At 65.5% G+C, this 24,469-nt stretch carries 25 protein-coding genes and 1 tRNA gene; 15 read left to right on the forward strand and 11 right to left on the reverse strand.

Annotation, left to right across the window (positions count from 1 at the left end):
* Positions 1 to 40 precede the first annotated feature (40 nt).
* The 6 genes from DFR67_RS06305 to DFR67_RS06330 all read left to right on the forward strand — a co-directional run bounded on the left by DFR67_RS06305 (position 41) and on the right by DFR67_RS06330 (position 6,204).
* Positions 41 to 721, forward strand: coding sequence for a TetR/AcrR family transcriptional regulator (locus tag DFR67_RS06305; protein ID WP_158539911.1), 681 nt, complete (start codon positions 41 to 43; stop codon positions 719 to 721).
* A gap of 99 nt (positions 722 to 820) precedes the next feature.
* Complete coding sequence (locus DFR67_RS06310) at positions 821 to 1,039, forward strand: hypothetical protein (protein WP_110468557.1); 219 nt, start codon at positions 821 to 823, stop codon at positions 1,037 to 1,039.
* Positions 1,040 to 1,189: 150 nt separating this feature from the next.
* Positions 1,190 to 2,059 carry an FAD:protein FMN transferase gene (locus tag DFR67_RS06315; RefSeq protein ID WP_110468558.1) on the forward strand — a complete coding sequence of 290 codons (870 nt, stop codon included), beginning with the start codon at positions 1,190 to 1,192 and terminating at the stop codon, positions 2,057 to 2,059.
* A gap of 135 nt (positions 2,060 to 2,194) precedes the next feature.
* Complete coding sequence (gene pgi / locus DFR67_RS06320) at positions 2,195 to 3,877, forward strand: glucose-6-phosphate isomerase (protein WP_110468752.1); 1,683 nt, start codon at positions 2,195 to 2,197, stop codon at positions 3,875 to 3,877.
* A complete protein-coding gene (locus DFR67_RS06325) occupies positions 3,874 to 5,196 on the forward strand; it encodes a condensation domain-containing protein (RefSeq protein ID WP_110468559.1) in 1,323 nt (440 codons plus the stop codon). Before pgi ends, DFR67_RS06325 begins: the two co-directional genes overlap by 4 nt.
* A gap of 51 nt (positions 5,197 to 5,247) precedes the next feature.
* A complete protein-coding gene (locus DFR67_RS06330; protein WP_110468560.1) occupies positions 5,248 to 6,204 on the forward strand; it encodes a mechanosensitive ion channel family protein in 957 nt (318 codons plus the stop codon).
* Between the two features lie 3 nt (positions 6,205 to 6,207).
* Here the strand turns inward: DFR67_RS06330 and DFR67_RS06335 are convergent, their stop codons facing one another.
* Positions 6,208 to 6,741, reverse strand: a complete 534-nt coding sequence (locus tag DFR67_RS06335) for a hypothetical protein (RefSeq protein ID WP_110468753.1) — start codon at positions 6,739 to 6,741, stop codon at positions 6,208 to 6,210.
* 52 nt (positions 6,742 to 6,793) lie between these two features.
* Here DFR67_RS06335 and DFR67_RS06340 point away from each other — a divergent pair, with 52 nt between their 5' ends.
* Together DFR67_RS06340 and DFR67_RS06345 are read left to right on the forward strand one after the other, a co-directional pair.
* Positions 6,794 to 7,462 (forward strand): hypothetical protein, encoded by a 669-nt coding sequence (locus DFR67_RS06340; protein WP_245937760.1) that lies wholly within the window; start codon positions 6,794 to 6,796, stop codon positions 7,460 to 7,462.
* A gap of 140 nt (positions 7,463 to 7,602) precedes the next feature.
* Positions 7,603 to 9,120: a sensor histidine kinase gene (locus tag DFR67_RS06345; protein WP_245937761.1), complete on the forward strand. Its 1,518-nt coding sequence runs from the start codon at positions 7,603 to 7,605 to the stop codon at positions 9,118 to 9,120.
* On the opposite strand, the gene DFR67_RS06350 is transcribed toward DFR67_RS06345, so the two are convergent.
* Genes DFR67_RS06350 through DFR67_RS06365 form a run of 4 tightly spaced genes read right to left on the reverse strand, consistent with a single transcriptional unit; the run spans position 9,037 to position 12,466 of the window.
* Positions 9,037 to 9,708 (reverse strand): response regulator transcription factor, encoded by a 672-nt coding sequence (locus tag DFR67_RS06350; protein WP_110468561.1) that lies wholly within the window; start codon positions 9,706 to 9,708, stop codon positions 9,037 to 9,039. The genes DFR67_RS06345 and DFR67_RS06350 overlap by 84 nt on opposite strands.
* 47 nt (positions 9,709 to 9,755) lie before the next feature.
* Positions 9,756 to 10,496, reverse strand: a complete 741-nt coding sequence (locus DFR67_RS06355) for an SDR family oxidoreductase (RefSeq protein ID WP_110468562.1) — start codon at positions 10,494 to 10,496, stop codon at positions 9,756 to 9,758.
* A 15-nt stretch (positions 10,497 to 10,511) separates the two neighbouring features.
* A complete protein-coding gene (locus DFR67_RS06360; protein WP_245937762.1) occupies positions 10,512 to 11,594 on the reverse strand; it encodes a Ca2+-dependent phosphoinositide-specific phospholipase C in 1,083 nt (360 codons plus the stop codon).
* A complete protein-coding gene (locus DFR67_RS06365; RefSeq protein WP_110468563.1) occupies positions 11,591 to 12,466 on the reverse strand; it encodes a DNA-formamidopyrimidine glycosylase family protein in 876 nt (291 codons plus the stop codon). Before DFR67_RS06365 ends, DFR67_RS06360 begins: the two co-directional genes overlap by 4 nt.
* A 25-nt stretch (positions 12,467 to 12,491) precedes the next feature.
* Between DFR67_RS06365 and DFR67_RS06370 the strand changes: the two genes are divergently transcribed.
* The gene (locus DFR67_RS06370; RefSeq protein WP_245937763.1) at positions 12,492 to 13,238 is read left to right on the forward strand and encodes a 3'(2'),5'-bisphosphate nucleotidase CysQ; all 747 of its coding nucleotides are present in this window, start codon (positions 12,492 to 12,494) and stop codon (positions 13,236 to 13,238) included.
* Positions 13,239 to 13,325: 87 nt separating this feature from the next.
* Here the strand turns inward: DFR67_RS06370 and cobF are convergent, their stop codons facing one another.
* Together cobF and DFR67_RS06380 are read right to left on the reverse strand one after the other, a co-directional pair.
* On the reverse strand, positions 13,326 to 14,090 hold the full coding sequence (gene cobF / locus DFR67_RS06375; RefSeq protein ID WP_110468565.1) for a precorrin-6A synthase (deacetylating): 765 nt from the start codon (positions 14,088 to 14,090) through the stop codon (positions 13,326 to 13,328).
* A gap of 4 nt (positions 14,091 to 14,094) precedes the next feature.
* The gene (locus DFR67_RS06380) at positions 14,095 to 14,901 is read right to left on the reverse strand and encodes an SDR family oxidoreductase (RefSeq protein ID WP_110468566.1); all 807 of its coding nucleotides are present in this window, start codon (positions 14,899 to 14,901) and stop codon (positions 14,095 to 14,097) included.
* Positions 14,902 to 15,038: 137 nt separating this feature from the next.
* Between DFR67_RS06380 and DFR67_RS06385 the strand changes: the two genes are divergently transcribed.
* The gene (locus tag DFR67_RS06385; RefSeq protein ID WP_110468567.1) at positions 15,039 to 16,058 is read left to right on the forward strand and encodes a hypothetical protein; all 1,020 of its coding nucleotides are present in this window, start codon (positions 15,039 to 15,041) and stop codon (positions 16,056 to 16,058) included.
* On the opposite strand, the gene DFR67_RS06390 is transcribed toward DFR67_RS06385, so the two are convergent.
* Positions 15,955 to 17,259, reverse strand: coding sequence for a family 1 glycosylhydrolase (locus DFR67_RS06390; RefSeq protein WP_245937764.1), 1,305 nt, complete (start codon positions 17,257 to 17,259; stop codon positions 15,955 to 15,957). The genes DFR67_RS06385 and DFR67_RS06390 overlap by 104 nt on opposite strands.
* Positions 17,260 to 17,281: 22 nt before the next feature.
* Positions 17,282 to 18,100: a maleylpyruvate isomerase family mycothiol-dependent enzyme gene (locus DFR67_RS06395; RefSeq protein WP_110468568.1), complete on the reverse strand. Its 819-nt coding sequence runs from the start codon at positions 18,098 to 18,100 to the stop codon at positions 17,282 to 17,284.
* A 106-nt stretch (positions 18,101 to 18,206) separates the two neighbouring features.
* Here DFR67_RS06395 and DFR67_RS06400 point away from each other — a divergent pair, with 106 nt between their 5' ends.
* Positions 18,207 to 18,455, forward strand: coding sequence for a DUF2630 family protein (locus DFR67_RS06400; protein WP_110468758.1), 249 nt, complete (start codon positions 18,207 to 18,209; stop codon positions 18,453 to 18,455).
* A 22-nt stretch (positions 18,456 to 18,477) separates the two neighbouring features.
* Positions 18,478 to 18,553 (forward strand) — tRNA-Arg (locus DFR67_RS06405).
* 86 nt (positions 18,554 to 18,639) lie between these two features.
* On the opposite strand, the gene DFR67_RS06410 is transcribed toward DFR67_RS06405, so the two are convergent.
* Complete coding sequence (locus DFR67_RS06410) at positions 18,640 to 19,167, reverse strand: GNAT family N-acetyltransferase (protein ID WP_110468569.1); 528 nt, start codon at positions 19,165 to 19,167, stop codon at positions 18,640 to 18,642.
* A 102-nt stretch (positions 19,168 to 19,269) separates the two neighbouring features.
* On the opposite strand from DFR67_RS06410, the gene dacB reads away from it, so the two are divergent.
* The 3 genes from dacB (at position 19,270) to DFR67_RS06425 (ending at position 22,846) form a co-directional block, all read left to right on the forward strand.
* Positions 19,270 to 20,931: a D-alanyl-D-alanine carboxypeptidase/D-alanyl-D-alanine endopeptidase gene (gene dacB / locus DFR67_RS06415; RefSeq protein ID WP_110468570.1), complete on the forward strand. Its 1,662-nt coding sequence runs from the start codon at positions 19,270 to 19,272 to the stop codon at positions 20,929 to 20,931.
* A 102-nt stretch (positions 20,932 to 21,033) separates the two neighbouring features.
* Positions 21,034 to 22,170 (forward strand): cell envelope lipid trafficking protein PgfA, encoded by a 1,137-nt coding sequence (gene pgfA / locus DFR67_RS06420; RefSeq protein ID WP_158539912.1) that lies wholly within the window; start codon positions 21,034 to 21,036, stop codon positions 22,168 to 22,170.
* A 4-nt stretch (positions 22,171 to 22,174) separates the two neighbouring features.
* Positions 22,175 to 22,846 carry a Pr6Pr family membrane protein gene (locus DFR67_RS06425; protein WP_110468572.1) on the forward strand — a complete coding sequence of 224 codons (672 nt, stop codon included), beginning with the start codon at positions 22,175 to 22,177 and terminating at the stop codon, positions 22,844 to 22,846.
* On the opposite strand, the gene DFR67_RS06430 is transcribed toward DFR67_RS06425, so the two are convergent.
* The gene (locus DFR67_RS06430; RefSeq protein ID WP_110468759.1) at positions 22,782 to 24,398 is read right to left on the reverse strand and encodes a helix-turn-helix domain-containing protein; all 1,617 of its coding nucleotides are present in this window, start codon (positions 24,396 to 24,398) and stop codon (positions 22,782 to 22,784) included. The genes DFR67_RS06425 and DFR67_RS06430 overlap by 65 nt on opposite strands.
* Positions 24,399 to 24,469: the final 71 nt, after the last annotated feature.

The following is a 24,469-nucleotide window of genomic DNA, read 5'->3' on the forward strand; positions in this document are numbered from 1 at the left end:
ATTTAGAACGTCTTTCCAAAGCATGGCATACACTGGTCACATGGGCAAGAGTGAGACGAACAAGACGACCCGGCGCACCAGCAGGCAACGCGAGGCCGGAGCCGCCATCAGGGCCGAGACCCGACGTCGGATCCTCGAGGCAGCGATCGAGGTCTTCACCGAAAGTGGTTATGCGGCAGCGACTGTCACCAAGATCGCCGACCGGGCCGACGTTTCCGTCCAGAGCATCTATTCATCGTGGGGCAACAAGAGAGGCTTGCTGCGCGGGATGATGGAGTCCCAGGTGATCGGGACGCAGCCCGGGTCGGTCAACCCGCAGGACATGCCCGCCGCCATGCTGGCGAACTTCGACCCGGCCACGGCCGGGCCCCGGGAACTGCTCGCGCACCTCAGCCACCAATTCCGGCTGCTGACCGAGCGCGCCGCCAGCGGATTCCACACGTACGCCCAGGCGGCGGCCGTCGACCCCGAGGCCGCCTCCGATTGGCAGAACCTGATGGAGATCCGCCGGATGGCGATCCGCAATCTGGTGGGCGTCGTGCCCGCCGACCGGCTACGCCCAGGTCTGACGCACGACTCGGCCGCCGACACCGCCTGGGTGATCGCGAGCCCGCAATCCCACGACCTCCTCGTCGTGCGCGCCGGGTTCTCCTACGACGAGTTCGAGGACTGGATCCGCACCACGTTGACTTCTGCACTGCTGCCCGACGTCCCCGCCTGACTCGCGGGAACATTTCGTCGACCGCCGATCTCTTATCTCCGAAATGCAGCGAACAAGCTGCAGGACAGCGTCATCCACCTTCGCGAGAAAGAGAAACCCATGGAAACCCAGTACTTCGACACCAATGCAGACGGCATCGTCGACACCATCGTCACCGACACCAATGGCGATGGATACATCGATGTCACCGAATGGGACACGAACGCCGACGGGATCGCTGACGAGGCCGAGGTCGACACCGACTACGACGGCTACGTCGACGAGTACGTCTCCGACGTCGACTACGACGGGGTCTACGACATCTCGATCTCCGCATAGCGCACACCCCATCCGGGCCACCTCCCTCGAGGTGGCCCGGATTCGGGCATTTCACCAGGCTGCTCATCCCCTACTCACAGCCCCTTACCAGGTTCAACGCTCACAGTGGAAGACACCAAGAGAAGACAACCCGGACGAAGAGGTACGACGATGATCGCCACTACTGCGCTTTTCGGTCTCGACACCGACATCGTGGTGTCAGTCACCGCGCCCGACCACCACGGCCGTGCGGTCGACCACGTCAGCGCGCTCGCCGAGCGACTCGATCGCACCGTGAACCGCGCCCGGCCATCCGCCGAGGTGTTCGCGCTCGATCACGCCGCCGCGCAGCCGGTGATGGTGTCCTCGCTCCTCGATCAACTCATCATCGAGGCACTCTTCTTCGAGGACCTCACAGATGGTGCGACACGGGCGGTGCGGCGCTCGGACGCACCGGACTACCGCTACCTGCCGGGTCTGACGTTCTCCGCCTCGTCGGCGGGCATGACCTCGGCCGTCAGTTCTCCGATACCCGTGTGGCATCGCGTGCAGATCGGTCGTGGGACGGTGACCGTGCCGAACGAGGTCCGGCTCGAACTGCTGGCCACCGCCCGGGCGGTGCTGGCCGATCAGGCCAGTGCGCACCTGGCCGAACACCTGGGCTGCGGAGTAATGGTCCGGGTCGGCAACCTCGCCGCGACCGCGGGTGCCTCGCCGGAAGGTGGCTGGGACTGCGGATTCCCCGGCATGGACGATCTGCTCCCCGAGGGGATGGCCGTCGCCCGGGTCACGGCAGCGGACCACCGCAGCTTGCCGGTGGCGCCCGACGACGTCCCGCCCCAGAGTTTCCTCGAGTGCGTGAGCGTCGTGGCCGAATCAGCCGCCCTGGCTCAAGCCGCCGGCCTCAGATCTCATGTCGATCCCGCCGCCGCAGCTCACTGGCTCGCTGCCCAGGGCCTCACCGCTCGTATCGAGACCTCCGATTCCGACGTGGTCCAGGTCGGCCGGGTGCCCGCGACCGGACACGCGCTGGCCGCCTGAGGGATAGGAAACCCGAAGTCCTTCGACCGGTTATGTCGCTCGGGTACAAGTACGACCCCAAGCCTGACTAGGCTGATACTCAAGGTCACCAAGTGCAGATTTGGCAATCTGCAACCGATGAAGGGGTCTGTCGACATGAGCAGCGGTCCGAGCGAGTCAACCCGGGAGTTCGACCTCACCGGCTCCCACGCCTGGCAGGAACTGTCCGCACATCAACCGCACGTCTACGCGATGCACCTTCGCGAGATCTTCGCGGTCGACCCCAAGCGAGGCGCCGAACTCACCATCGACGTCGGCGACCTCCACATCGACTACTCCAAACATCGGGTCCTGCGCGAGACCATCGAGTTGCTGCTCGGCCTGGCGCGCGAGGTCGGCCTTGCCGAAAAACGCGACGCGATGTTCTGGGGCGAGCACATCAACACCTCCGAGGACCGCGCCGTCCTGCACACCGCCCTGCGCCTGCCCCGCGATGCGACCCTGAAAGTCGACGGCCAGGACGTGGTGCACGACGTCCACGAGGTGCTCGACGCGATGGGCGCGTTCACCGACAAGCTCCGCTCGGGTGAGTGGAAGGGGCACACCGGCAAGTCGATCAAGACCGTCGTCAACATCGGTATCGGCGGTTCCGACCTCGGACCGGTCATGGTCTACCAGGCCCTGCGGCACTACGCCGACACCGATATTCGCTGTCGCTTCGTCTCCAACGTCGACCCCGCCGACCTGGTTTCCACCCTCGCCGATCTGGACCCCGAGACGACACTGTTCATCATCGCGTCCAAGACGTTCACCACCCTGGAGACCCTCACCAACGCATCGGCCGCGCGCACCTGGCTGCTCGACAAACTCGGCGCGGGCGACGACGCAGTCGCGAAACACTTTGTCGCAGTGAGCACCAACGCAGAGAAGGTGTCGGCGTTCGGGATCGACACCGCCAACATGTTCGGCTTCTGGGACTGGGTCGGTGGACGTTACTCGGTGGATTCCGCGATCGGGTTGTCGGTGATGGCCGCGATCGGGAAAGAAGCGTTCGCCGACTTCCTCGACGGGTTCAACATCGTCGACCGGCATTTCCGGACCGCGCCGCTGCACCAGAACGCTCCGGTGATCTTGGGCCTGATCGGCCTCTGGTACTCGAACTTCTGGGACACCGCATCCCGCGTGGTGCTCCCCTACTCGAACGATCTGTCCAGGTTTGCGGCGTACCTGCAGCAACTCACCATGGAGTCGAACGGCAAATCCGTTGACACCCATGGTCATCACGTCACCACCGACACCGGTGAGATCTTCTGGGGCGAGCCCGGTACCAATGGTCAGCATGCGTTCTATCAACTGCTGCATCAGGGCACCCGGATGGTTCCCGCCGACTTCATCGGGTTCGCCGAGCCCACCGATGATCTCCCTACCGCCGATGGCACGGGCAGCATGCACGATTTGCTGATGAGCAACTTCTTCGCCCAGACCAAGGTGCTCGCGTTCGGCAAGACCGCCGACGAGGTCGCGGCCGAAGGTGTCGACCCACACGTGGTGGCGCACAAGGTGATGCCGGGCAACCGGCCGTCGACCTCGATCCTGGCGCCCAAACTGACCCCGTCTGTGGTGGGCCAGTTGATCGCCCTCTACGAGCATCAGGTGTTCGTCGAAGGCGCGATCTGGGGCATCAACAGCTTTGATCAGTGGGGTGTGGAGCTGGGCAAGAAGCAAGCATCTGAGCTTCTCAAGGTGATCACCGAGGACGAATCGCCCGAGACACACGACGACTCGTCCACCGATTCACTGGTGCGCTGGTACCGGACGCACCGGGGCCGCAGCGCGTGAGTTCCGCCGCCGGGGTCAGCCGCCTGGGTGTCGCGGACGACATCTTCTGGCGGACCCATCATGGAATGGGCATCCCCATTGCCATGCAGGGTCTCTGGCGCTTTGATGCCACGTTGACCGCGGCGGATCTCGAGTTGCCCCATCGCACCCTTGCGGCCGGCCCACTGACCAGGCGAGTGGTGCGGCGTCGGGTGTGGCCGGCCCGCAATCACTTCGCTGCCGGCGCTGCCCTGACTCCTGTCTACGTCGAACCCGAGCCGCTGGCGCCGGGAACGATCACGCAATGGGCTGATGGCCGCGGCGACATCGACCTCGACATCACTCACGGTCCGGTGTGGGAACTGTCACTGGCACACCTGGAGACGGGTGGTTCGGTCGTGTCGCTGTTGTGTTCGCACGTGGTGGCAGACGCCGAATCTCTCATCCGCGCCGCCGCGATGGCCGTGGACGAGTCCGGCGCAACGATGCCGGCACTGGCACTGCCGACTTTCGGCGATGACGCCCGAGATGCCGTGTCCCAGCTGCGGATCGCAGTCGGCGGTGTGGCCCGCAGTGTGTGGCGCGGGGTGCGCGACCCGGCGCACCGCGCAGAACTCTTCGCCGCCGCGCGTCGGCCGGCATCGCCGCAGGTGCCGAAACCTCGAGGATTTGACCTGTGGCGTGAGCCGACTGCCATCTTCTCGATCGACTCCGGCACCTGGAATGCTGCGGCCCGGCGACACGGCGGCACCCCGAACACCCTGTTCACCGCACTCATCGGCGAACTCGTCCTGCAGATCCGTGGATCTGGACCCGCGCAGTTGGCGGTGCCGGTCTCCTACGGCGGCGAGGGCGCCAACACACTCACCGCCGCCTCCATCGACGTCGCGTCGATCGACGAGTGCCGCGACCTGCCACTGCTGCGGGATCGGGCTCGCGCCGCGTTCACCGATGCCGGCGCAGGCCGAGGAATGGGACCGCCGGCGGGTATGCCCGAAGAGGCACTCGGGGTCATCGGCAACCGCGCCGCGCACGCGCTCGTGCCCGATCCCGGGTCGCGGGATGGGCTGGCCTCGAACATGGGCGACCTGGACGGGTTACTCACGATGCTCTCCGGACATCGGGGCCGGGCCATTGCAGCACGGTCGGTACATCCCCATCTGACCGCCGCCAAAAGCGCAGAGACCCGATGCTCCGTCTCAGGCTGGGCCGCAACGGCCGGTGGCGACGTCACCATATGTATCGGCATACCCGATCCCACCGTTGCGCATGATGCAGACCTTCGCGAGCTGATCAACAAGGTTCTCGGACATTGGGATCTGACCGCAGATCATTGGTGAACACGACCACTGCGGTTGGACAGATGACAACAAATCCGTAACGTCGGGGCCATGAGTGTTACCGCAGTCGCATTCGAATGGACTGATACCAACCGTCTTTGGCTCATCGAGAATCCGATCAGGATCGTGATCTATGTCGCGGTCGGACTGATCGCCCGATATGTCGCCCACCGGGTCATCAACCGGGCGACCCGGCGACCTGCCCCCGGCTCGGGCGAGGAAGGCAAAAAGCCTGCCTTGCTTCGCCATCTGCGCGATCGGAGCCCCAAGGCGCTGCGGGATCCACAGGTGATCGAACGTCGCCAGCAGCGCGCCGAGACCATCGGCTCTGTGCTCAAGTCCACAGCGTCCATCCTGATCCTCGCGTGGGTGGTACTGACCTGCCTGAGTGTGTTGCAGGTCAACATCGCGCCGTTCCTCGCCTCGGCGGGCCTCGTCGGTCTGGCGATCGGTTTCGGTGCCCAGAATCTGGTGAAAGACTTCGTATCCGGCGTTTTCATGTTGCTAGAGGACCAGTACGGCGTGGGCGACATCGTCGACCTCGGCGAAGCGATCGGTGAAGTGGAGACAGTCGGCCTGCGCGTGACCACCGTGCGGGACATCGACGGCACCCTGTGGTACGTCCGCAACGGCGAGATCGTCCGCGTCGGGAACATGAGCCAGGACTACGCGGTGGCGCGGATCGAGGTTCCGGTGGCGCACAACGTGGATCTCGAGCGGGCACAGCAGGTGGCGCTCGAGGCCGCGCAGGCGGCCGTCGCCGACGACACCGCCGCCAAGGACGTGCTGGGCGCCCCCGAAATGCTGGGTGTGCAGGAGATTTCGGCCGACATGGTGACGCTGCGGATCCTCCTCAAGACCCGACCCAATGCCCAGTGGGCGCTGCAGCGGCGCATTCGGCTACAGATCCTGGCGGCGTACGAGGTCAACGGGATCCGGATGCCGTACCCGACCGGGCGCGAGGTGGGTCCCTCGACTCTCGTCAAGGCCGGCCAGAGCGGCGAGTAGCTCTCATTCCCAGCGCGTTTGGTCGAAGATCTCGTCTGGGATCGGGTCGCCGGGCTGAACGTCGAGAGCTTGCAGCCGACCCATGATCACGGCGGCCAGCGCCACATGGGTCACCACGTCCCGCGGTTCGGTGACGCGTTCATCCGGTGAGCCACCGATGAACTCGAGTTCAACGGTGGGCGCGCATGTCGCCACCGCCAGTTCCGTGCTCCCCGTGTCGGCCAGCCACTTGGCGAACCCCGTCCCGTCGACCGCGTCGGTGATGTCGCCGCGGTCGATGGCGGCCATCAACTCGGGCAACGTCGCGAGTTCTCCGCTGTCGCCGGTGGACGGGTCGAACCCGAAAAGTTGCTGCGGGTCGACGCCGTCCTCGTCGTCGAGGGTGAAGTACAGGATTCCGCGCCAGTCGCCGGCCCAGCAGGTGAGGTCATCGCGCCCGAAGACGTCGGCCAGCAAGTCGCTGATCTTCACCTGCAGTTCGCTGCCGTAGAGCTGGAAGGCTCCGCGTCCGTACACCTCGTCCTGTTGATTTCCCATGGTGCACACCCTACGTCGCCCGGCTTCGGCGTTAACCACATACGATCAGCAGATGACTGTACGTAATGCCCTGGCGTTTGCCGTGGTCGCAGGATCGCTGCTGATGACTTCGGCCGCGTGTTCGAGCGACGGCGACTCGGACGAGACGACTCGGGCGACCCCCAGCGTGGCGGTGCCGACCTCCGCGAATGTCGCGCTACCGGCCGGACCGCTCGCACTGACTGATCCCGGCGAGGCACTGTTGTGGTCGGACACGGCGCTGCTGCCCTCGGACGCTTTTCGACCTGATCAGCAGCTCGCGGGTTTCACGGTCACCGGGATCGAACCGGCACCCGGCGGGGCCCTTCCCGACTCGTTCACCCACGGCGGCAGCCCCTTCTACATCCACCTCACCGTCACCCAGGCCGTGGACCGGCAACGTAACGCGCTGTCGACGGCAGGATTCGCCGGCAGTGCTGACGGTGTGACACCGGCGCTCACCCTCACCCCGCCGCCCAATGTCGCGGGGTGCCAGGCCGGCCCGCCGCCGCAGACACTCGCCAAAGGGCAGTCCTACGCCACCTGCCTTGTGGCGCTGGCAGATCCGGACACGACGCTGACGCGGGTCATCTACTGGGCCGACACCGGTGACGACCGGTACGACTACAAATCCGCACCGGTGGTCTGGTCGGACGGCACTGCGCCGGCGGCTCCGTCCTCGTCCACGCAGCCGACCGGCTGACTCAGCGCGCCCCGACGCCGATGAGCCTTCCCTACGCGACGCGGGCGAATCCGGCGCTGAAAGACTGCTTAGAGTACCTGCTGGTCAGGCTCAGGCCACGGGCATACCATCGGAAAAGCCCCCGCTAGGAGATCTCCCAGGTGTTCGCACACAGCACAGACGGTTTGCGCGCGGTGTTTCGGCGCAACCAGGGCGTCCGCGTGCGCTCCACGATCGTCGCGACGATCATCGTGGCCCTGGCGATGCTTGCCGGTGCGGCGATCATGCTGTTCATGCTGGACCGCCACCAGGATTCGCAGATGTACAAGTCGACCGGAACCCGGTCGTACGAGATCGCCCATCAGATCAACGAGGGCGGGATGAACAGCATCGATTCTGAACTCTTGCGTCCCACAACAGGTATCGACGTCATCCAGATCGTCGACAACAACGGCGTCGTACTGTTCAGCTCGCCGGGCGGCGACACGGCTGCCATCTCCGACATCACCCCCGGCTGGTGGAACACCGAACGCGTCGACGGTGTCGAACTCCCGGGCCGGTCGGGCACCTACTGCGGACAGATCACGGGGGCCCAGTTCGACGGCGTCGACTACAACGTCATCACCGCGGTGTCCACCCAACCGTACTTCTCCGGACTTCGCGGCACTGCAACGATTCTGGCGATCGAGTTCCCCATCGTCATCGTGATCGCCGGGGCAGGAATCTATTACTTCGTCGGCCGTGCCCTGGGGCCTGTGGAAAAGATCACCCGGCAGGTCTCGGCGATCACCAGTTCCGATCTCAGCCGCCGGGTTCCGGTCCCGTCCACAGACGACGAACTCACCACGCTCGCCGTCACGATGAACGACATGCTCGACCGACTCGAGCAGAGCCGGACCAGTCAGCTGCAGTTCGTCGGGGACGCCTCCCATGAGCTGCGCTCGCCGTTGACCACGCTCGTCGGCATCCTCGACCTCGCCGACGACACCGACTCCCCCATCGACGTCGACACCGTGAGATCCATCCTGCTGCCCGAGGCGCAGCGGATGAGCAACATGGTCGCCGATCTCCTGCTCCTGGCGCGAGCCGACGAACGAGGAATCCCGCTCACGGTCGACGATGTGGACCTCGACGACATCGTCGGTGCCGAGGTCACACGATTGCGGTCTCTGGGCCTGGCCAAGGTGGTCGCCGACGTGACGCCCATCCGGGTGATCGGCGACCCGGACAAGTTGTCACGGGCGATCCGCAACCTCACCGACAACGCCGCCCACCATGCGTCGTCGACCATCACGCTCGAGATGGAGCAGGATGCCGACGAGTCCGTGGCGATCATCCGGGTCATCGACGACGGGCCGGGAGTTCCGGGTGACGTGCGGGACAAGATCTTCGATCGCTTCTACCGGCACGACGCCGACCGCGGCCACCATCAGGCCGGCTCAGGTCTGGGTCTGCCGATCGCCGCGGAGATCGCCAGGGCCCACGGCGGCACCATCACGGTCTCCGACGGCCCGGACGGCGGCGCATGCTTCACGATGACGATCTCGACCGGACTCGAGGACGCGCAGTCGGCCATCCCATCACTCGTCGACCCATCACTCATCGACCAGGCAGTAACCCGTACCTCGAACGGTGCGAATCGAGTTGGCTCCGAACGGAATATCGATTCGCTTACGTAGATAGCGGATGTACACCTCGACGATGTTCACGTCACCGTCGTAATTCTCGTCCCAGATCGATTGCAAGATCTCGATTTTTGTCACAGCGCGACCTTTGTTCCGCATCAGGAACTCGAGCAGCGAGTACTCGCGCGGGGTGAGCTTGATCGGCGCGTCATCGCGGCACACCACGTGATCTGACGGATTGAGGGTCAGCGACCCCGCGGACAACACCGCAGGCCGCTCCTTGCCTCCGCGACGCAGCAGGGCGCGCAGGCGGGCCTTGAGCACCACCACCGAGAACGGTTTGATCAGGTAGTCGTCGGCGCCGTAGTCGAGCGCCTCGGCCTGGTCGTATTCGCCGTCCTTGGCCGACAGCATCAGCACCGGGGTCCAGACCTGACGATTCCGCAGCTCCTTGATGACCTGGAACCCGTTCATCGTGGGCAGCATGATGTCCAGCACGATGACGTCGAACTCGCGCTCGGTGCCCTGCCAGAGTCCATCCGCGCCGTCACGGGCGATGACCACGCTCCACCCGTCGCTGACGAGCATGCGGCGGACAGTTTCTGCGGCTCGGACATCATCCTCCACCACCAGAACGCGCACCTTGTGACACCTTTCGCAGTGTTGACCGGCCTGAACCAGCCCTTGGTTCAGACCATCCGGCGGGTGATCGCGGCCGGCAGGTGGCGCAGCGCGAGATCGATGGGCGTCCACGGCCACCGGGGCACCGGGGTCCGGGCGCGCTCGGCATCGATCGCGGCGACGAGCGCGCTCACGCCGGTGTCGCGATCGGCCATGAGCTTGGTCTTCACCCCGGCATTGATGTCGGTGGAGATGTAACCGGGCAGGATCACGCTGACCGTGATGGGTGATCGGGCGAACTCCGCCTGGAGTCCCTCTCCCAGTGCGGAGAGCCCGGCCTTCGACGCCGAATACGCCGCCTGCGCCTTCGGCAGGCCGCGGACCGCGCTCATCGAGCTGATCAACACCAGGTGCCCCGAGTTCTGCTCGCGAAAGATCTCGAGTGCCGCTTCAACCTGGGCCAGCGCTCCGACCAGATTCGTTTGCATCGTCTCGATGTTCGCGTGCGCCTTGCCGGTACCGATCGGGGCCCCTTTGCCGAGTCCCGCGTTGACGATCACCCGGTCGAGCCCTCCGAGGTCGTCCCGCAGTTGCCGGAAGACGGTCGGCACAGTCGGCAGGTCGGTGACGTCGAGACGGGCCACCGCGACCTGTGCCGCCTGCGGTTCGAGCTCTGCCTTGAGCTCATCGAGCCGGTCGGTACGGCGTGCACACAGGGCCAGCGCGCGCCCCTGCGCTGCGTAGGCTCGGGCCATCCCCTCGCCCAGACCTGAGCTGGCACCGGTGATCAGGATCTTGTTCCTCGTCATGGCTGCAACCTACCGCTACGCCATCCGCGACCGGATGGGGCAGTGACCGGATGGGGCAGTGACCGGATTGGGACGTACCGCCGCACCTGTCGGGAGTTGCGCCACGAATGAGCCGTCACCCCAACGAAACGCCAGCCCCGGTTGCGGGAAGTCTGTGCTGATCATCTGCGCACCGGACGCCATCGCGATCGCCGGCCGAGTGTGTTCGTCGGTCTTGGCTGTCGATACCGGCTCATCCGAACGGGTACGGACGAAGTAGCCGCGCCGCACCAGCTCCGTGATCTTGTCGGTGTTGGACCCGCGGGGATCGTTGCACATCACGAACGCCGAATCACGATGGCCTGCAGCAGGTGCCGTGAACGCAGCCCGCCCCTGCAGGCTCGGCCGTCCGCGCCGGTAGTGCTCGCGGACGTATTCATGGTCGCCGTAGTCCAAGAAGAACAGCACAGTTCCGCGCACATCGTCGACGAACGGCCACCCCGTGGTCGACACCGCTTCCTCCAGAGTCGTCGCGGCCCCGCGAATCCGGTCCGGGGTCAGCAGCGCCGACTCGTCGAACACCCGGCGGATGTCCTCGTCGAGGTCGTCCAGGATCTCCGGTGACCACCGCGGCACCCGGGCACCACCGGTCAGCAGCGCCCACGGCCAGGACGCCTTCAACTCGAGTTGGATCACGATCGGAACATGCCAGGGATGTGCCTGCGACCAGCCCCGGATGGTGCGCAGGGCACCGCTCAATGTCGGGCAGCTGGTGCCGTAGTCGGCGTCGGGGCCATGCATGACCTTGAAACCGGGCTCATTCCACAGGCTTTCGGTCCTGGGCCCGCGCCGCCGCCACCGTCGCGCAGAAGGATACCGATACCGCCCGCCATCCGGATCGGGGTAGAGGTCCAATTCGACGCCGCGCACACGTTGCTCCCCCAACTGGACGTCCAAGGGTGGGTGTTCGTATCGATAGGAGTCGAGATTCGACCCCATCAGCAGTGGGAAGCGTTCGTCAGGCGGCATCAGCTGATGGCACGAGTTGTGCGTCGCCATGAACTGGATCTCGTTGAGCCGCAAGCCCGGTGGCAACACATCCAGGTCGCTGCCGATCACTTCAGCAATCGCGACATCCGCCGGTCCGCCAAGACCTTGCCGCCGGTTTGGCAGGTCGGACAGTACTGGAACGAGCGATCGGTGAACGAGACCTCCCGCACGGTGTCACCGCATACCGGACACGGCATCCCCGTCCTGGCATGGACCCGCAGACCCGACCGCTTCTCGCCCTTGAGCCGGGCTACCTCCTGACCTTCGAGTCGACCGATCGCGCCGGTGAGCACCGCGTGAACCGTCGCGTACAGCACGTCGATCTGCTCGTCGGACAAGTTCTTGGAGGTCGCGAACGGCGACAGCTTCGCCGTGTGCAGGATCTCGTCGCTGTAGGCGTTGCCTATCCCGGCAATGGTGCGTTGATCGGTGAGCACGGTCTTGATCCGCGCCCCGGTGGTCGCGAGCAGCGCGGCGAACTCGTCGCGGGTCAGGGCAAGGGCATCGGGGCCCAGGGTCGCGACCCTCTCGACCTCGGCAGGGTCGCGGACGATCCACACTGCCAGGCGTTTCTGGGTTCCCGCCTCGGTGACGTCGAAACCCTCTCCCGGTAGGCCGCAGTGCACCCGCAGGGCGATCGGACCTTTGCCGCCTGGCCGGGGCGGGGTCGGCGAGAGATTGTCCGACCACCGCAGCCAGCCCGCACGCGACAGGTGGATGATGAGGTGAATCGGACCATCGTCCGTCCCGGTTGTGGTGATGACCAGGTATTTCCCGACCCTGCCCACGCGGTCGATCATCCTTCCGGCCAGCGCGGTGTACGGCGGATCGGCGGTCTTGAGGACCGCCAGGGACGCGACATCGACTCGTCTGATGGGTAGTCCGGCGGCGCGGCCATCGACATAGTCGGCGATGGCCTGCACCTCAGGTAACTCGGGCATGGGACCAGTGTGCTCTAGTAAACGGATGCGCTCCAGTGGTTCGGCGACCGACGCCGAGTTGGCCAGAATGCTGGCCGAAGGCGCGGGGAAGATCCTCGTCGACATCCGATATCGGGAATTGCTCCGCGGATATCTGCTCGGCGACGTCGGTGATGCGATGGCGCAGACGTGGATCGCGGCGGTCCTCGCCGAATATCGTCCCGGCGATGCCGTGCTGTCCGAAGAGGCCACGGACACCGGACGACGCCTCTCCTCCGATCGCGTGTGGATCATCGATCCCCTCGATGGCACCCGCGAGTTCTCCGCCGGCCGCAGCGACTGGGCCGTGCACATCGCGCTCACCGAAGGTGGGCAGCCGACCGACTGTGCGGTGTCACTCCCGGCCATCGGTCAGGTGTTCAGTACCGATTCAGTACCGAAGGTCGACGGCGAACTCAGCGGCCGGATGGTCGCGAGCCGCGGCTGGACGTCGTTCGAAGCCGGTCACGTCTCGCAGCGCCTGGGACTGAAGGTGATGCCGATCGGGTCTGCGGGAGCCAAGGCGATGGCCGTCGTGCGCGGTGACGCCGACGCGTACGTGCACGCCGGCGGGCAGTACGAGTGGGACAACTGCGCTCCGGTGGGCGTCGCGCAGGCGGCCGGCCTGCACTGCAGCCGGATCGACGGGTCGAAGCTCGAGTACAACCGCCCCAATCCCTTCATGCCCGACTTCGTCATCTGCCGCCAGGAGCTGCGTGACCCGATCCTGAGCGCCTTGGACGAGATCCTCTGACTCCCCGCCCTCCGATAATGGGTCGTTCTGGCGACCAAAAGCCCTGGTCAACTCCGCCACAACAACCCATTATCGGGTAGGCCGGGGTCAGCGTCGGAGCAGGTAGATGTCCATGATCCAGCCGTGCCGTTCGCGGGCGGCAGTCCGGGTCTCGCGGATTCTCTCCCCGACGTCGCCGACCGTTCCCTCTATCAAGATCTGATCGGCGGTCCCGAGGTAGGCGCCCCACCAGATGTGATCCGTCGGCGCAGCTGTCTGCAGGAACGTGCAGTCGGCGTCGAGCATCACGACCTGGTTCGCTGACGCCCCCTCGGGGGTCTCGGAGAGCCTGCGGCCCGTCGTGATGTGGATGGGCTCCCCGATGCGATTGAGCAGGATCTTGTGGGCGGCGGTCAGCGACGCGAAGCTGGTGATGCCCGGGATCACCGTGTAATCCAGGTCGATACGACCGCGGGCGATGATCGTGTCGACGATGCGTAGCGTGCTGTCGTACAGTGCGGGGTCGCCCCAGACCAGGATGCCCCCGACCCCGTCCTCCGCCAGTTCGGTGGCCAGGGCCTCCTCGATGAGATCGGCCCGCGCATCGTGCCAGCGGCGCACCTCGGCGCGGTAGTCGGCGGGGTTGCGATCCCGAGGCGGGTCGGGCACTTCGACGAACCGGTAGTCGCCGTCGATGTACCGGTCGCAGATCTCCTGCCTCAGCCCGACCAGCGAGTGCTTCACCGCCACCCCACGTTCGGGCGCCTTGTCGAGGACGAAGAACGCGTCCACGGACTTCATCGCGTCGATGGCCTCGATGGTCACCTGCCGCGGATCGCCGGGACCGATGCCGATGACGAGTAGTTTCCGCATCGCCTCAGGGACGCGCTTTCGACAGACCATGGAAGCGACCGATGATGTCAAGGATCGCTCGGCGCGGCAGCAGCCGGCGTAGGGCGAACACGACGGGCGCCCGGTTACCTTTGGCGTACAGCGGTTTCGGGTCATCGGACAGCGCGGCCTCGACGATCACCGCGGCCATCGGCTCCACTGCCAGCCCGGATTTCTCATTGCGCCGGGTGGCCTCGGCGACGGTCTCATAGTCGGCCCGGTAGGGCGAGTCGTCGGCTATGTAGTAGCCACGCCGATCGCCGATGCCGGTCGCGATGGTGCCCGGTTCGACAGTGCAGATGGCGATCCCGAACGGGGCGAGTTCACGGCGGCTCGCGTCGGCGAAGGTCTTCATGGCCGACTTCGTCGCCGAATAGGTCGATCGAAAAGCCAGCGGGAAACTCGACAACATCGACCCGACCATCACGATGGTCCCGCTCCCGCGCTCCCGCATTCCCGGTAGTACCGCCTTGGTCAGCGCGATCGGCCCGAACACGTTGGTCGCGAACAGCTTTTCGATGACGTCCATCGGGGTGTCCTCGAGAGGGCCCATCTGGCTCTCACCCGCGTTGTTGATGAGGATGTCGATCGCACCTGCCTGCTCGGCGCACCGCGCGATGCTGGCGGGGTCGTTCTGATCGAGTTCGAGATATTTCACTCCGGCGATCGGCGTCGCGATGGCGTCGGGCGCGCGACTCGTACCCAGGACGGTGAGGCCCCTGGCGACCAATTGGCGAGCGACCTCCGCGCCGATTCCGCTGGATGCGCCTGTGATCAACACGGTTTTGCTCATCGCCCAACCCTAGTGGCGACCGGCCACAGTGTGAACAATGCCACCCCGCCTGAGAAAAATCAGTGGCGAAGCTGGGAATTACCTGAGCAGACTTGGTTGTTGTCAGATACGAGTTGTGCGGAAAGTGGGTGTTCTAAGTGGTCGTCGGAGTCACGTTGGCGCTGATCGCGGCGGTGGGTTACGGCCTGTCGTCGGTGATGCAGGCGCTCGGTGCGCGGCAAGCGGCCCGCGAGAACTCCGCCGATCACCGCATGTCGACCGCGACGGGCGCGCCCTCGCTACGCTCCACGGCAGCGACCGCGATGACCGGCGTCTTCATCGTCGGTGCGATCTTCGACGTCCTCGGTTTCATCGCGGGGGCAGGCGCCGCGAGGATGTTGCCGCTCTTTCTGTCCCAGACGATCGTCGCGGGCAACCTGGTCATCACCGCTGTCCTGGGTATCCGGTTGCTCGGGATCAGGCTGCACACCCGGGATTGGGTTGCCATCGGCACCGTGCTGGCCGCGCTCCTGATACTCGGTGCCGCCTCGCGGCCCCACACCGCGGGAGCAACCCCACGCTCCCTGCACTGGGCCTTGCTGATTGCGACAGTGGTTCTCGTCGGACTGTCCATCTACGGCGTCCGGAGGATGGGGCCTGCAGGCTCGGTTGCTGCCGGCGCAGCAGCGGGACTGCTCTTCGGTGCGGTCGCCATCGGAGTTCGGGTGCTCGACGGCATCGACCCGTTCTCGCTGCCCGTGATGCTGGCCGACCCTGCCGCCTGGGTGATCGCCATCGCCGGGGCATCGGGTTTCTATCTGCACACCGTCGCGCTGCAGCTGGGCGCCGTCAACGGTTCGACCGCCGCCCTGGTGGTCGGTGAGACCGCCGCGCCGGGCATCGTCGGGGTGATGTGGCTGGGCGATTCGACTGTGCCCGGTCTCGAGTGGATGGCATTGGCCGGCTTCACATTCGCTGTTCTCGGCGCTGTTGCGGTGGCACTGTTCGGATCCGCCGAAGCCGAACGGTCCGCCGACGAGAACCTCGCCCCCGCTCCCGAACTCGACGACTCGTTCACCGTACCGGCTGACTGCAGCTCGTTGGAGCATCAACCAGAGAGCAGAACTGGGCCGGCCTGGTGGGTCGATAGTCTGAGCGAACGCCTCCATTGGCGATGACGTCCCGATAGGCCGCGACGGCTGCTGTCGGCCGGCGCAGCAAGGCGGGGTCTGTGGTCACGTCCACCTGGTATAGCCCGAAACGCGGTGTGTAGCTACCCCACTCGTAGTTGTCGGTGATCGACCAGTAGTTGTAGCCCACGACGTTCATGCCGTCGGCTTTGGCACGAGCCAGCCAGTAGGCAGCGTCGCGGAGCTGGTCGGCACGCCGGTATCCGTCCGGCCGCGGCGCCCCGTTCTCGGTCGGCATCCCGTTCTCGACGATGTAGAGCGGTTTGCCCGGGAACTTCCGGTCGTAGTAGCGCAACGCGTAGTACAGGCCGTCGGCAGATGTCGAGGCCTTCCAGTACTCCTCGGTCGCCGCGTTGTAGGTGTTCAGGTCGGTCGCCGAGACGGAGTAGTAGTAGTCGATGCCGACGAAATCTTGCTTGTCCTTGATGCGATCGAGGAACATCGCATCCAGAACCGGCTGCACCGTAGGGAGATACGCGGAGTTCGAGCTCACCCAGGCACCGGGCTGGCGGCCGTGGATGTAGTCGTAGATGGTGCGATGTGCCCGTACCAGCTGGTCGAGCATCAGCGGCACATTCTGCGGCGCGATGCCACCGAAGCTCAGCTCTTTGAGATACGTGTACACGATCGGTTCGTTCACCGTGATCCAGATGGGGTCGAAGCGCGCGTAGCGGTCGACGACCTTCTTGGCGTTGGTCAGCCAGTCGCGCACCATTTTCGGGTTGTTCCAACCGCCCCGATCGACCGCCCAGCCCGGGTACACCCAGTGGTCGAGCGTGATCATCGGCCGCATTCCCGAGAGCAGGATGTAGTGCATGACGCGGTCGTAGTACTCGAGTTCGCGCTGATCCCACACACCCGGCTCCGGCTGGATACGCGCCCACTCCACACTGATCCGGTAGACCTTGACACCCATCTGTTTGGCGTTGGTGATGTCCTCGGCGTACCGGTGGCGGAAGTCGACCGAGGTGCCCACGGGATCGTGTACCCGCCCGGAGTTCGAATAGCGCAACCAGTTGCTGTCGGGCGACGAACCTTCGGATTGGAATCCCGCCGAACCCACGCCCCACAGAAAGTCTTGTCCGAGGTTCGGCGTCTGCGCCGCAGCCGGGGCTGCGGGGATCGCGAGCGCGACGATCACCGGCAACGCGATGATCAACAGCCGCCGAATCATGGTCTTTCCGTTCATCAGTCCTCCCCCGACATCGGCCTCACATCGCGAACGTCAGGTTCCCGAGCACATCCTCGCCGAGTGCGCGGTCACCGGCGACGACGGCGACGGTCGGATCCGCTGTTGCGCGCCCCGCGGTGAGACGAGCGAAATCAGCATAATTGACCGTCACGGTCACAGTGGGCTCCACGTCGAAATCGGACACTATCGAAGCCCGACCGTCCACCGCGACGTTCACCGTGCTCTCGACGAGCCCGGTGACGACGATGCGGACGCGGCTGCCTTTCGGCGCTCCCGCTTTCTTGCCCACCAGAAACGGCAAGGCGCGATAGATCTCGTCGAACGCGAGTGCAGCGCTCGCAGCGTCGGCGGGCGGCGCCAATCCCAGGGTGTCCCGCAGGTCCAGTTCATGCATCCAACTGTCGAACACCCGGATCCGCATGAAGCGTCCGTAGGTGTCGGGGCCCGCCGGCGTGAACGAGTCGGCGTCGAAGTCGTCCTGGGTCATCGCCTGCAGTGCTTTTATCCGCCTCGACGTCGTATCGTCGAAGTCGGCGAGCACCGCCACTCGGCCACGGGCCCGATAGTGCTCCAGCCAGCGTTCGTTCATCGCGCCGATCTCATTGTGGACGTGTTCGAACGACTCCACATCGACGTCGGTTTCGGGCACCGGGTCGCCCAGCAGCAACAACTCCGTCGTCATGACGTGGGCGACCACATCGCCCACCGACCATCCCGGCAGAATCGACGGACCGTCCCACTGCTCGGCGGTGAGTTCGCCGGCGAGCGCCCGGATGGACCCCCACACCGAGGCCAGTGCAGCAATTGCCGGTTCCTTCGGCACGATTGTTCGCGTCATGATTCCAGAGCATAAGGTCCCTTACCTGCGGCTGCGGCCGAACAGGCGGTAACCGCCTCCATGCGGCACGTGCACTCACCCGGGGACGGCGCCTAGAGTTTGTGTGGTGACCACTGACAAGAACCTCCACGCCCAGATCACCGATTTGATCGCACACGAAAAAGAACTCCGCAGTCAGCTGACGGACGGCGAGATCACTCCCGAAGAGGAGCACGCGCAGCTCCGCGAGGTCGAGGTGCAGCTCGACCAGTGCTGGGACCTGCTCCGACAGCGCGACGCGCTGCGGCGTTCCGGCGGCGATCCCGACGACGCCGAGGTGCGGTCGGAGAACGTGGTCGAGGGCTACCTCAACTGACTTGGTAAGTTCTCTCCCGTGCGCCCCCGTAGCTCAGGGGATAGAGCAACCGCCTCCTAAGCGGTAGGTCGCAGGTTCGAATCCTGCCGAGGGCACCATCTTCTGCCCCGAGAGCACCCATCAAGGGCACATAGCCCTCGGCGGGAGCTCTCGGGGACGATTCTGGTGGGCATTGGCAACACAGTCAGGGCAACGCCCGCTCGAGGATGTCATCGTCCTCGTAGACCCCGCCGATCAGGAACCGCTTGCCTCCGACCTTCCCGAAACCGTTCTTCTCGTAGAACCGGTGCGCGCGGACGTTGAGTTCATTCACACCGAGCCACACCCCCGCACCACCGCGAGCCTGCGCCAACGTAAGGGTCTGCGCCATCAGCTGATGCGCGACCCCACCTCCGTGCGCACCGGGCAGCACGTAGCACTTGCTGAGTTCGACGGTCGGTCGCAGCGTGATGGCTGCCGCGACGTCGGGGTCAGCGGGCTCACCGAACACGATCATCGTGTAGCCGCTCAGGTGGTCAGAGTCGTCCGCGACGACGATGATTCGCTCCGGGTCGGCCAGGTACTCGTCGAAACGCTCCCGCGACAGCTCGGTCGCGATGAAGTCGGCCTTCGCGGCCGCGGTCGTCTGCGGTGGGCAGGCCAGCGGAAAGGTGGCGGCCGCAACCACTGCGAGCGCGTGGGCGTCGTCGCGGGTTGCCTGACGGATCAACATTCGGCCCAGGCTACAAGAGTTGACCCTGAGGACATTTCGACGCAAGCATGGCAAACTTCGGTGTTGCCGCAAGTTGCAGTAACCAGGCCCGAGGGAATCACCATGTTCAGCAGCACGATCAAGCGCCGTTCGTTTCTCGCCGGGGTCGCCGGCGTCTCTGTTGCTGCAGTGGCCTGCAGCACCGACTCCGACAGCGCCGGCCCGTCGGCCGGCGCCTCGAAGTCGGCCACCCCACTCCCGGACAGCATCCGTGCCGTCCTCGACAAACCCCGCTACCTCGAATCCGGCGCGACGTGGAGTCTGCTGGTCAGCGATGTAAAGACCGGAGAGGTCTTCTACGACCTCAACCCCGACGACATCGCACTCACCGGGTCGACGCGAAAGCTGTTCTCGGTCGGTATGGCGCTGAACACTCTCGGCGCCGACCACCGGATCACCACGCCCGTGTACCGCACCGGAACCGTCGTCCAGGGCACGCTGAACGGCGATCTGATCCTCGTCGGCAACGGTGACCTCACCTTCGGAGGCCGTCGCATCGACGCGGACACCGTGGAGTTCACCGACTTCGATCACAACGACGCCAACAACCTGGGCACCGCGATCCCGACGCCGCAGGATCCGCTTTTCGCCATCAACGACCTCGCCGCCCAGGTCAAAGCGGCGGGGATAAAGACCATCAGCGGGAATGTGATCGTCGACGACAGACTGTTCACCCCGTACCGCGTTCCGAACGGCAACTTGCTGATCACTCCGATCCTCGTGAACGAGAACATGGTCGACGTGATCGTCGATCCGACGCAGCCCGGCGGGCCGGCGACGGTCGACTATCGACCGAAATCGTCTGCCCTGACCGTCACGGGCGCGGTCACCACGGTTTCCGCAGGCACCGACAGCAAGGTGACGTTGTCCGACAACGGCCGGATCGAGTGCGTCGGCGTCGCCGGGTGCACCGGCACCGTCGGCGGCGACATCGCCGCGGATTATCAGGCACCGCTCACCGGCAACGAGACCTTCGTCGGCACGTTTCGAATCGAGGACCCTGCGGCCTACGCGCGCACCGCCTTCGTCGAAGCCCTGCGCCGCAACGGTATCGGCATGAGCGCTCCCGCAATAGGCCCCAACCCGGCGGCGCAGCTGCCTGCCGCGGACACCTACACCGACGACAACCGCGTCGCGTCCTTCGTCTCCCCGCCCTACCTCCAGCAGGCACAGCTCATCCTCAAGGTCAGCCTCAACCTCGGCGCGAACCTGGCGCTGAGCCTGTTCGGTCTGACCAAGGGAGCAACCACCATCGACACTGCCCTGGCCGCCGAGCGGGAGACGCTCATCGCCGATTTCGGTATCGAAGGCAAACAATTCGACTTCCCCACCAATGGCAGCGGCAGTCCTGACAGCAAGGCCTCGCCTCGCGCTCTGGTCCAGTTGCTGACCGCGATGAGCAAGACGGACGTGGCCGCCGACTATCAGGCCTGTTTGCCGATCATGGGGGTCAACGGTTCGCTGGCCTCTACCGGGACCACCCTGCCCGGCAAAGGCCACGTCTTCGCGAAGACCGGGACCACCGTGGAGCCCACCGAGGACGGGGAAGCCGTGAACCTCGTCGCCCAGAATCTCGCCGGTTACATCGAGACCAAGAGCGGTCGCACGGTCGCATACGCGCTGATGGTCAACAACGCCGGGCGCCTCGACGACTTCGGTCCGGAGATCTCGTCGGTCTTCGAGGACGAGGGCGTCATCTCGAGCATCATCTACGAGACACTCTGAACACACCACCCTCACGCACCCTGACAATCACCCTTGCCATACTTGGACCCGAGCATCGGCGTTCGAGAGGGGTAAGACATCAAAAGGTTTCTGGCACCGGCGTTGATCTTCATCGGGGTAGCGGCGATCACCGCAGCGATCGCGGTTCCACTGTGGTTGGTCCCCAAGCTCAAGGTGGTGCCGCTCGACCTCGACATCACCACCGTTGCGCAGTCGCAGCCGGCGGGTTTGACCGACAGCAATGACGTTCCCGCCCGGGTCTTCAACCGTTGCTCTGTCAGCGGACCGCGGGCGGAGGTCTTCGATGCCCATCTCACCCAGCAGCGCCGCACCGTGGTGATCGATCCGTCCGATTCCGGCCAGGTGACCGTGCAGTCGGGGCAGACGGTCCAAATTGATCGCATCCAGGACGGCGACGAGACGATCGAGCCGACCGTCGCCCCCGTCGATGGCCAACGTACCTGCGAGGATGGCGTGCTCACCGGCAGCGTCGACGTGGTTTCTCTCGACCGCGAAACCAGCAAGCCCAACGGCGAGATCAACCGCCTCCATACGATCGAGGCCCCCGAAGGCACCCGCACCATCGATGCCGAGGACAACTTCGTCGAGGCGCCCCGGGAAGGGTTCCAGTACAAGTTCGGTTTCGACGTCGACAAGTCAGACCAGCTGTACTACGACATCAACTCCCGCCAGGACGTCCCCGCGAAGTTCGTTGGCGAGACCGAGATCAACGGTCTGACAGCGTACGAGTTCGTCAGCGAGGTCCCCGAGATCGACCAGACGCTGCTCGAGACACCCAGCGGTCAACCGGGCCTGGGCACCTCGCTGGAGATGCCCGCGAGCTGGTGGGGCATCACCGGGATACCGGCCGACGAGAAGGTCGTGATGGACCGCTTCGCCAAGGCCACCCGGCACGTGTGGGTGGAGCCGAACACGGGCACCGTCCTCAACGGCCGCGAGATCCAGCACCAGTACTTCAAGTCGCCCGGCTGGGAGGATCCAGATTTGGCGGCGCCCATCCGTGACTTCCGGATGGATGCCTTCAGCGCGACGATGGCCTGGTCCGACGCGACGATCAAGCGTCAGTCCGACAAGGCGAGCGGCTACGTCGATCAACTGCGGTGGGGTGGCACGATCATCCCGATCATCATCGGGGTGGTGGGCGGCGTCGCCCTGCTGGCGGGAATCGGACTTCTGGTGCGGCGACGACCGGAGGAACCCGGCAACAGAGTTGAATGAGCACGTGCGCACCCTCGGTCTCATCGGTTTCAAACTGATCCTTGGACTGCTCACTCTCACTGCGCTCGTCACCGAGGTGGTGGTGCTGATCGATCGCGGCACGTTCGAAGCCGCCAATTTCTTCAGTTACTTCACCGTGGAGAGCAACCTGCTGGCCTCGGTGGTGCTGCTGCTCAGTGCGGGGTTGCTGGCGAGTGGACGATCGCTCGACCGGATCGCGATGCTGCGGGGCGCGAGCACCCTGTACATGCTCGTGACCGGCATCGGCTTCACCGTCCTGCTGTCCGGACTCGAAGCCACCCAGTTCACAGCGGTCGCATGGGACAACACGGTGTTGCACTACCTGGTCCCCGTCGCAGTTGCGATCGACTGGCTGATCGATCCGCCCGCGGTGGGCATCAGTTCCCGAAAAGCCATGATCTGGTTGATCTTTCCCCTGGTGTACGTGGCATACACCTCGATCCGCGGTCCGCTCGTCGACTGGTACCCCTACCCGTTCCTCGATCCGGGCGAGAACGGTGTCGCAGCCGTGATCGTGGTCAGCATCGGCATCGCCGTCCTCGCGGCCCTGATCTCGTTGGCGCTCGCCTGGTACAGCAGATTCCGGGTGGCTACACCCGGAGCGCCAACGCCACCACCAGCCGGGTCGACTGGTCTCCCAGATCCAGGCCGGTGAGTTCCCGCGTACGACGCAGCCGATACCGCAGCGTGTTCGGGTGCACGTGCAACTCACCCGCAGCCGTCCGGACATCGCCGAACGCGTCGAGGTACGCCCGCACCGACGGCACCAGCGCGGAATCATGGGCCAGGTCGTACTCGCGTAGCTGAGCAACCCGCGGATCGATCAGGTCGGGGTTGTCGGCGAGCAGACCGACGATCTCCGCGAGCAGCACCGGTGTTCGTGATTGCTCGACGGTACTGACGGCGTCGATGTGCGCTCCCTCCCGCTGCGCCGCGTCGAGGACCCGATCCACGTCTTGACGCAGTCCTGCCACTGCGCCAAGACCCGCCCGCGACTCGGCGACCACGCCGCGCACCCGGACACCGAACCGGTGCTGCGCCGCCGCCACGGTCACGCGCGCCCACTGCAACGTCGCCGCGCCGGCGTCGGTCCGCGGAAACAGTACGTAGACACGGTCGCCCGCGGCCGCAGTCACCGAGTCGGTCCGAAAGGCACTGGCGTGCAGCGTCAGTGCCGGGAGGTATGACCCTGTCAACACAGTGCCCGCATCCGCGACGTCGCGGCCGCCGAAGCCCACGACCGCGACCGGACCGTCCACCGGAAGGGCCAGAGCGGATGCGAGATACGGGACGTCGATGACCTCGCCGCGCAGCCCGAGCAGCCGCTGCACCTGTTCTCCGTGCACCGACGGCACCGCTGCGGAACGGGCGATGATCCGAGCCGCCACCGCAGCCGCACCCGTGATCACCGCGCCTGCGTCGTCCGGCATGACCGCAGCGCCCTGTTGTAACCACAGGGTGCCCAGATATGTTGCGGCACCGGGCTCGCGGATACCGATGGCGATCCGGGGTCGCAATCCGAGGTCCACGCGTTCGGCCACCGAAACGACCTCCGTCCGGGACCGCAGGGCGCCGAACACACCCCATTGCCGCAGCCAGTCGAGCATCTCCGGTGGGCCTTCACGCCCGAGGATGGACAACCGGCGTAGCGTATCCGCCTGCTCGTCGGAACTGCTGTAGGCCAGCACATGAGAGTCGGCGTCCTCGATACTCACCAGGCCGCCGGTACGGTCGGCGACAGCTTGCGCGAGAGCGAACAGGTCGCCTGCGGTACCGCTCGCCATGGATTCAGGTGATCCGGTCCGGGACTGATCCAGAACCCGCCCGATCAGGTTGTAGATCCGCTCCCACCGCGCATGCGGATCCACGGCCACCACCGCGATACCACCGGCCGCCGCCCGCCTGACCAGGTCGGCGTCGGGGAGCTTCATCAGGATGGCAATCGGTGTCCGGGTACCGAGCGTCGCCAGCCAGGCAGTGGCCTGTTCGGAATCCACGCCGACCAGCAGTGCCAGTTCCGCGGCGCGGGCGGCCCGTCCGACACCGAGCAACAGGTCGTCGGCGTCGAGCAGCGCAACGGTCGAGACCGGCTGGTCAAGCCCTTCTGGTGCCTCGACCAGCGTCACCAGGGTGCCGTCGAGCGCGAGGAGCAATCTCCCGAGGGTCAGCGAACCATCGGGCGGGACGGCACCGTGCGGTCGAGCCATCGAGGCATCCTTTGTCTGGGTGAACCAAGAATAGGGCATTACCTTGTCCGATCGGCTATCGTTCGGCGGAT

The organism is Williamsia limnetica (assembly GCF_003217475.1).
In the GTDB taxonomy this organism is placed as follows: Bacteria; Actinomycetota; Actinomycetes; order Mycobacteriales; family Mycobacteriaceae; genus Williamsia; species Williamsia limnetica.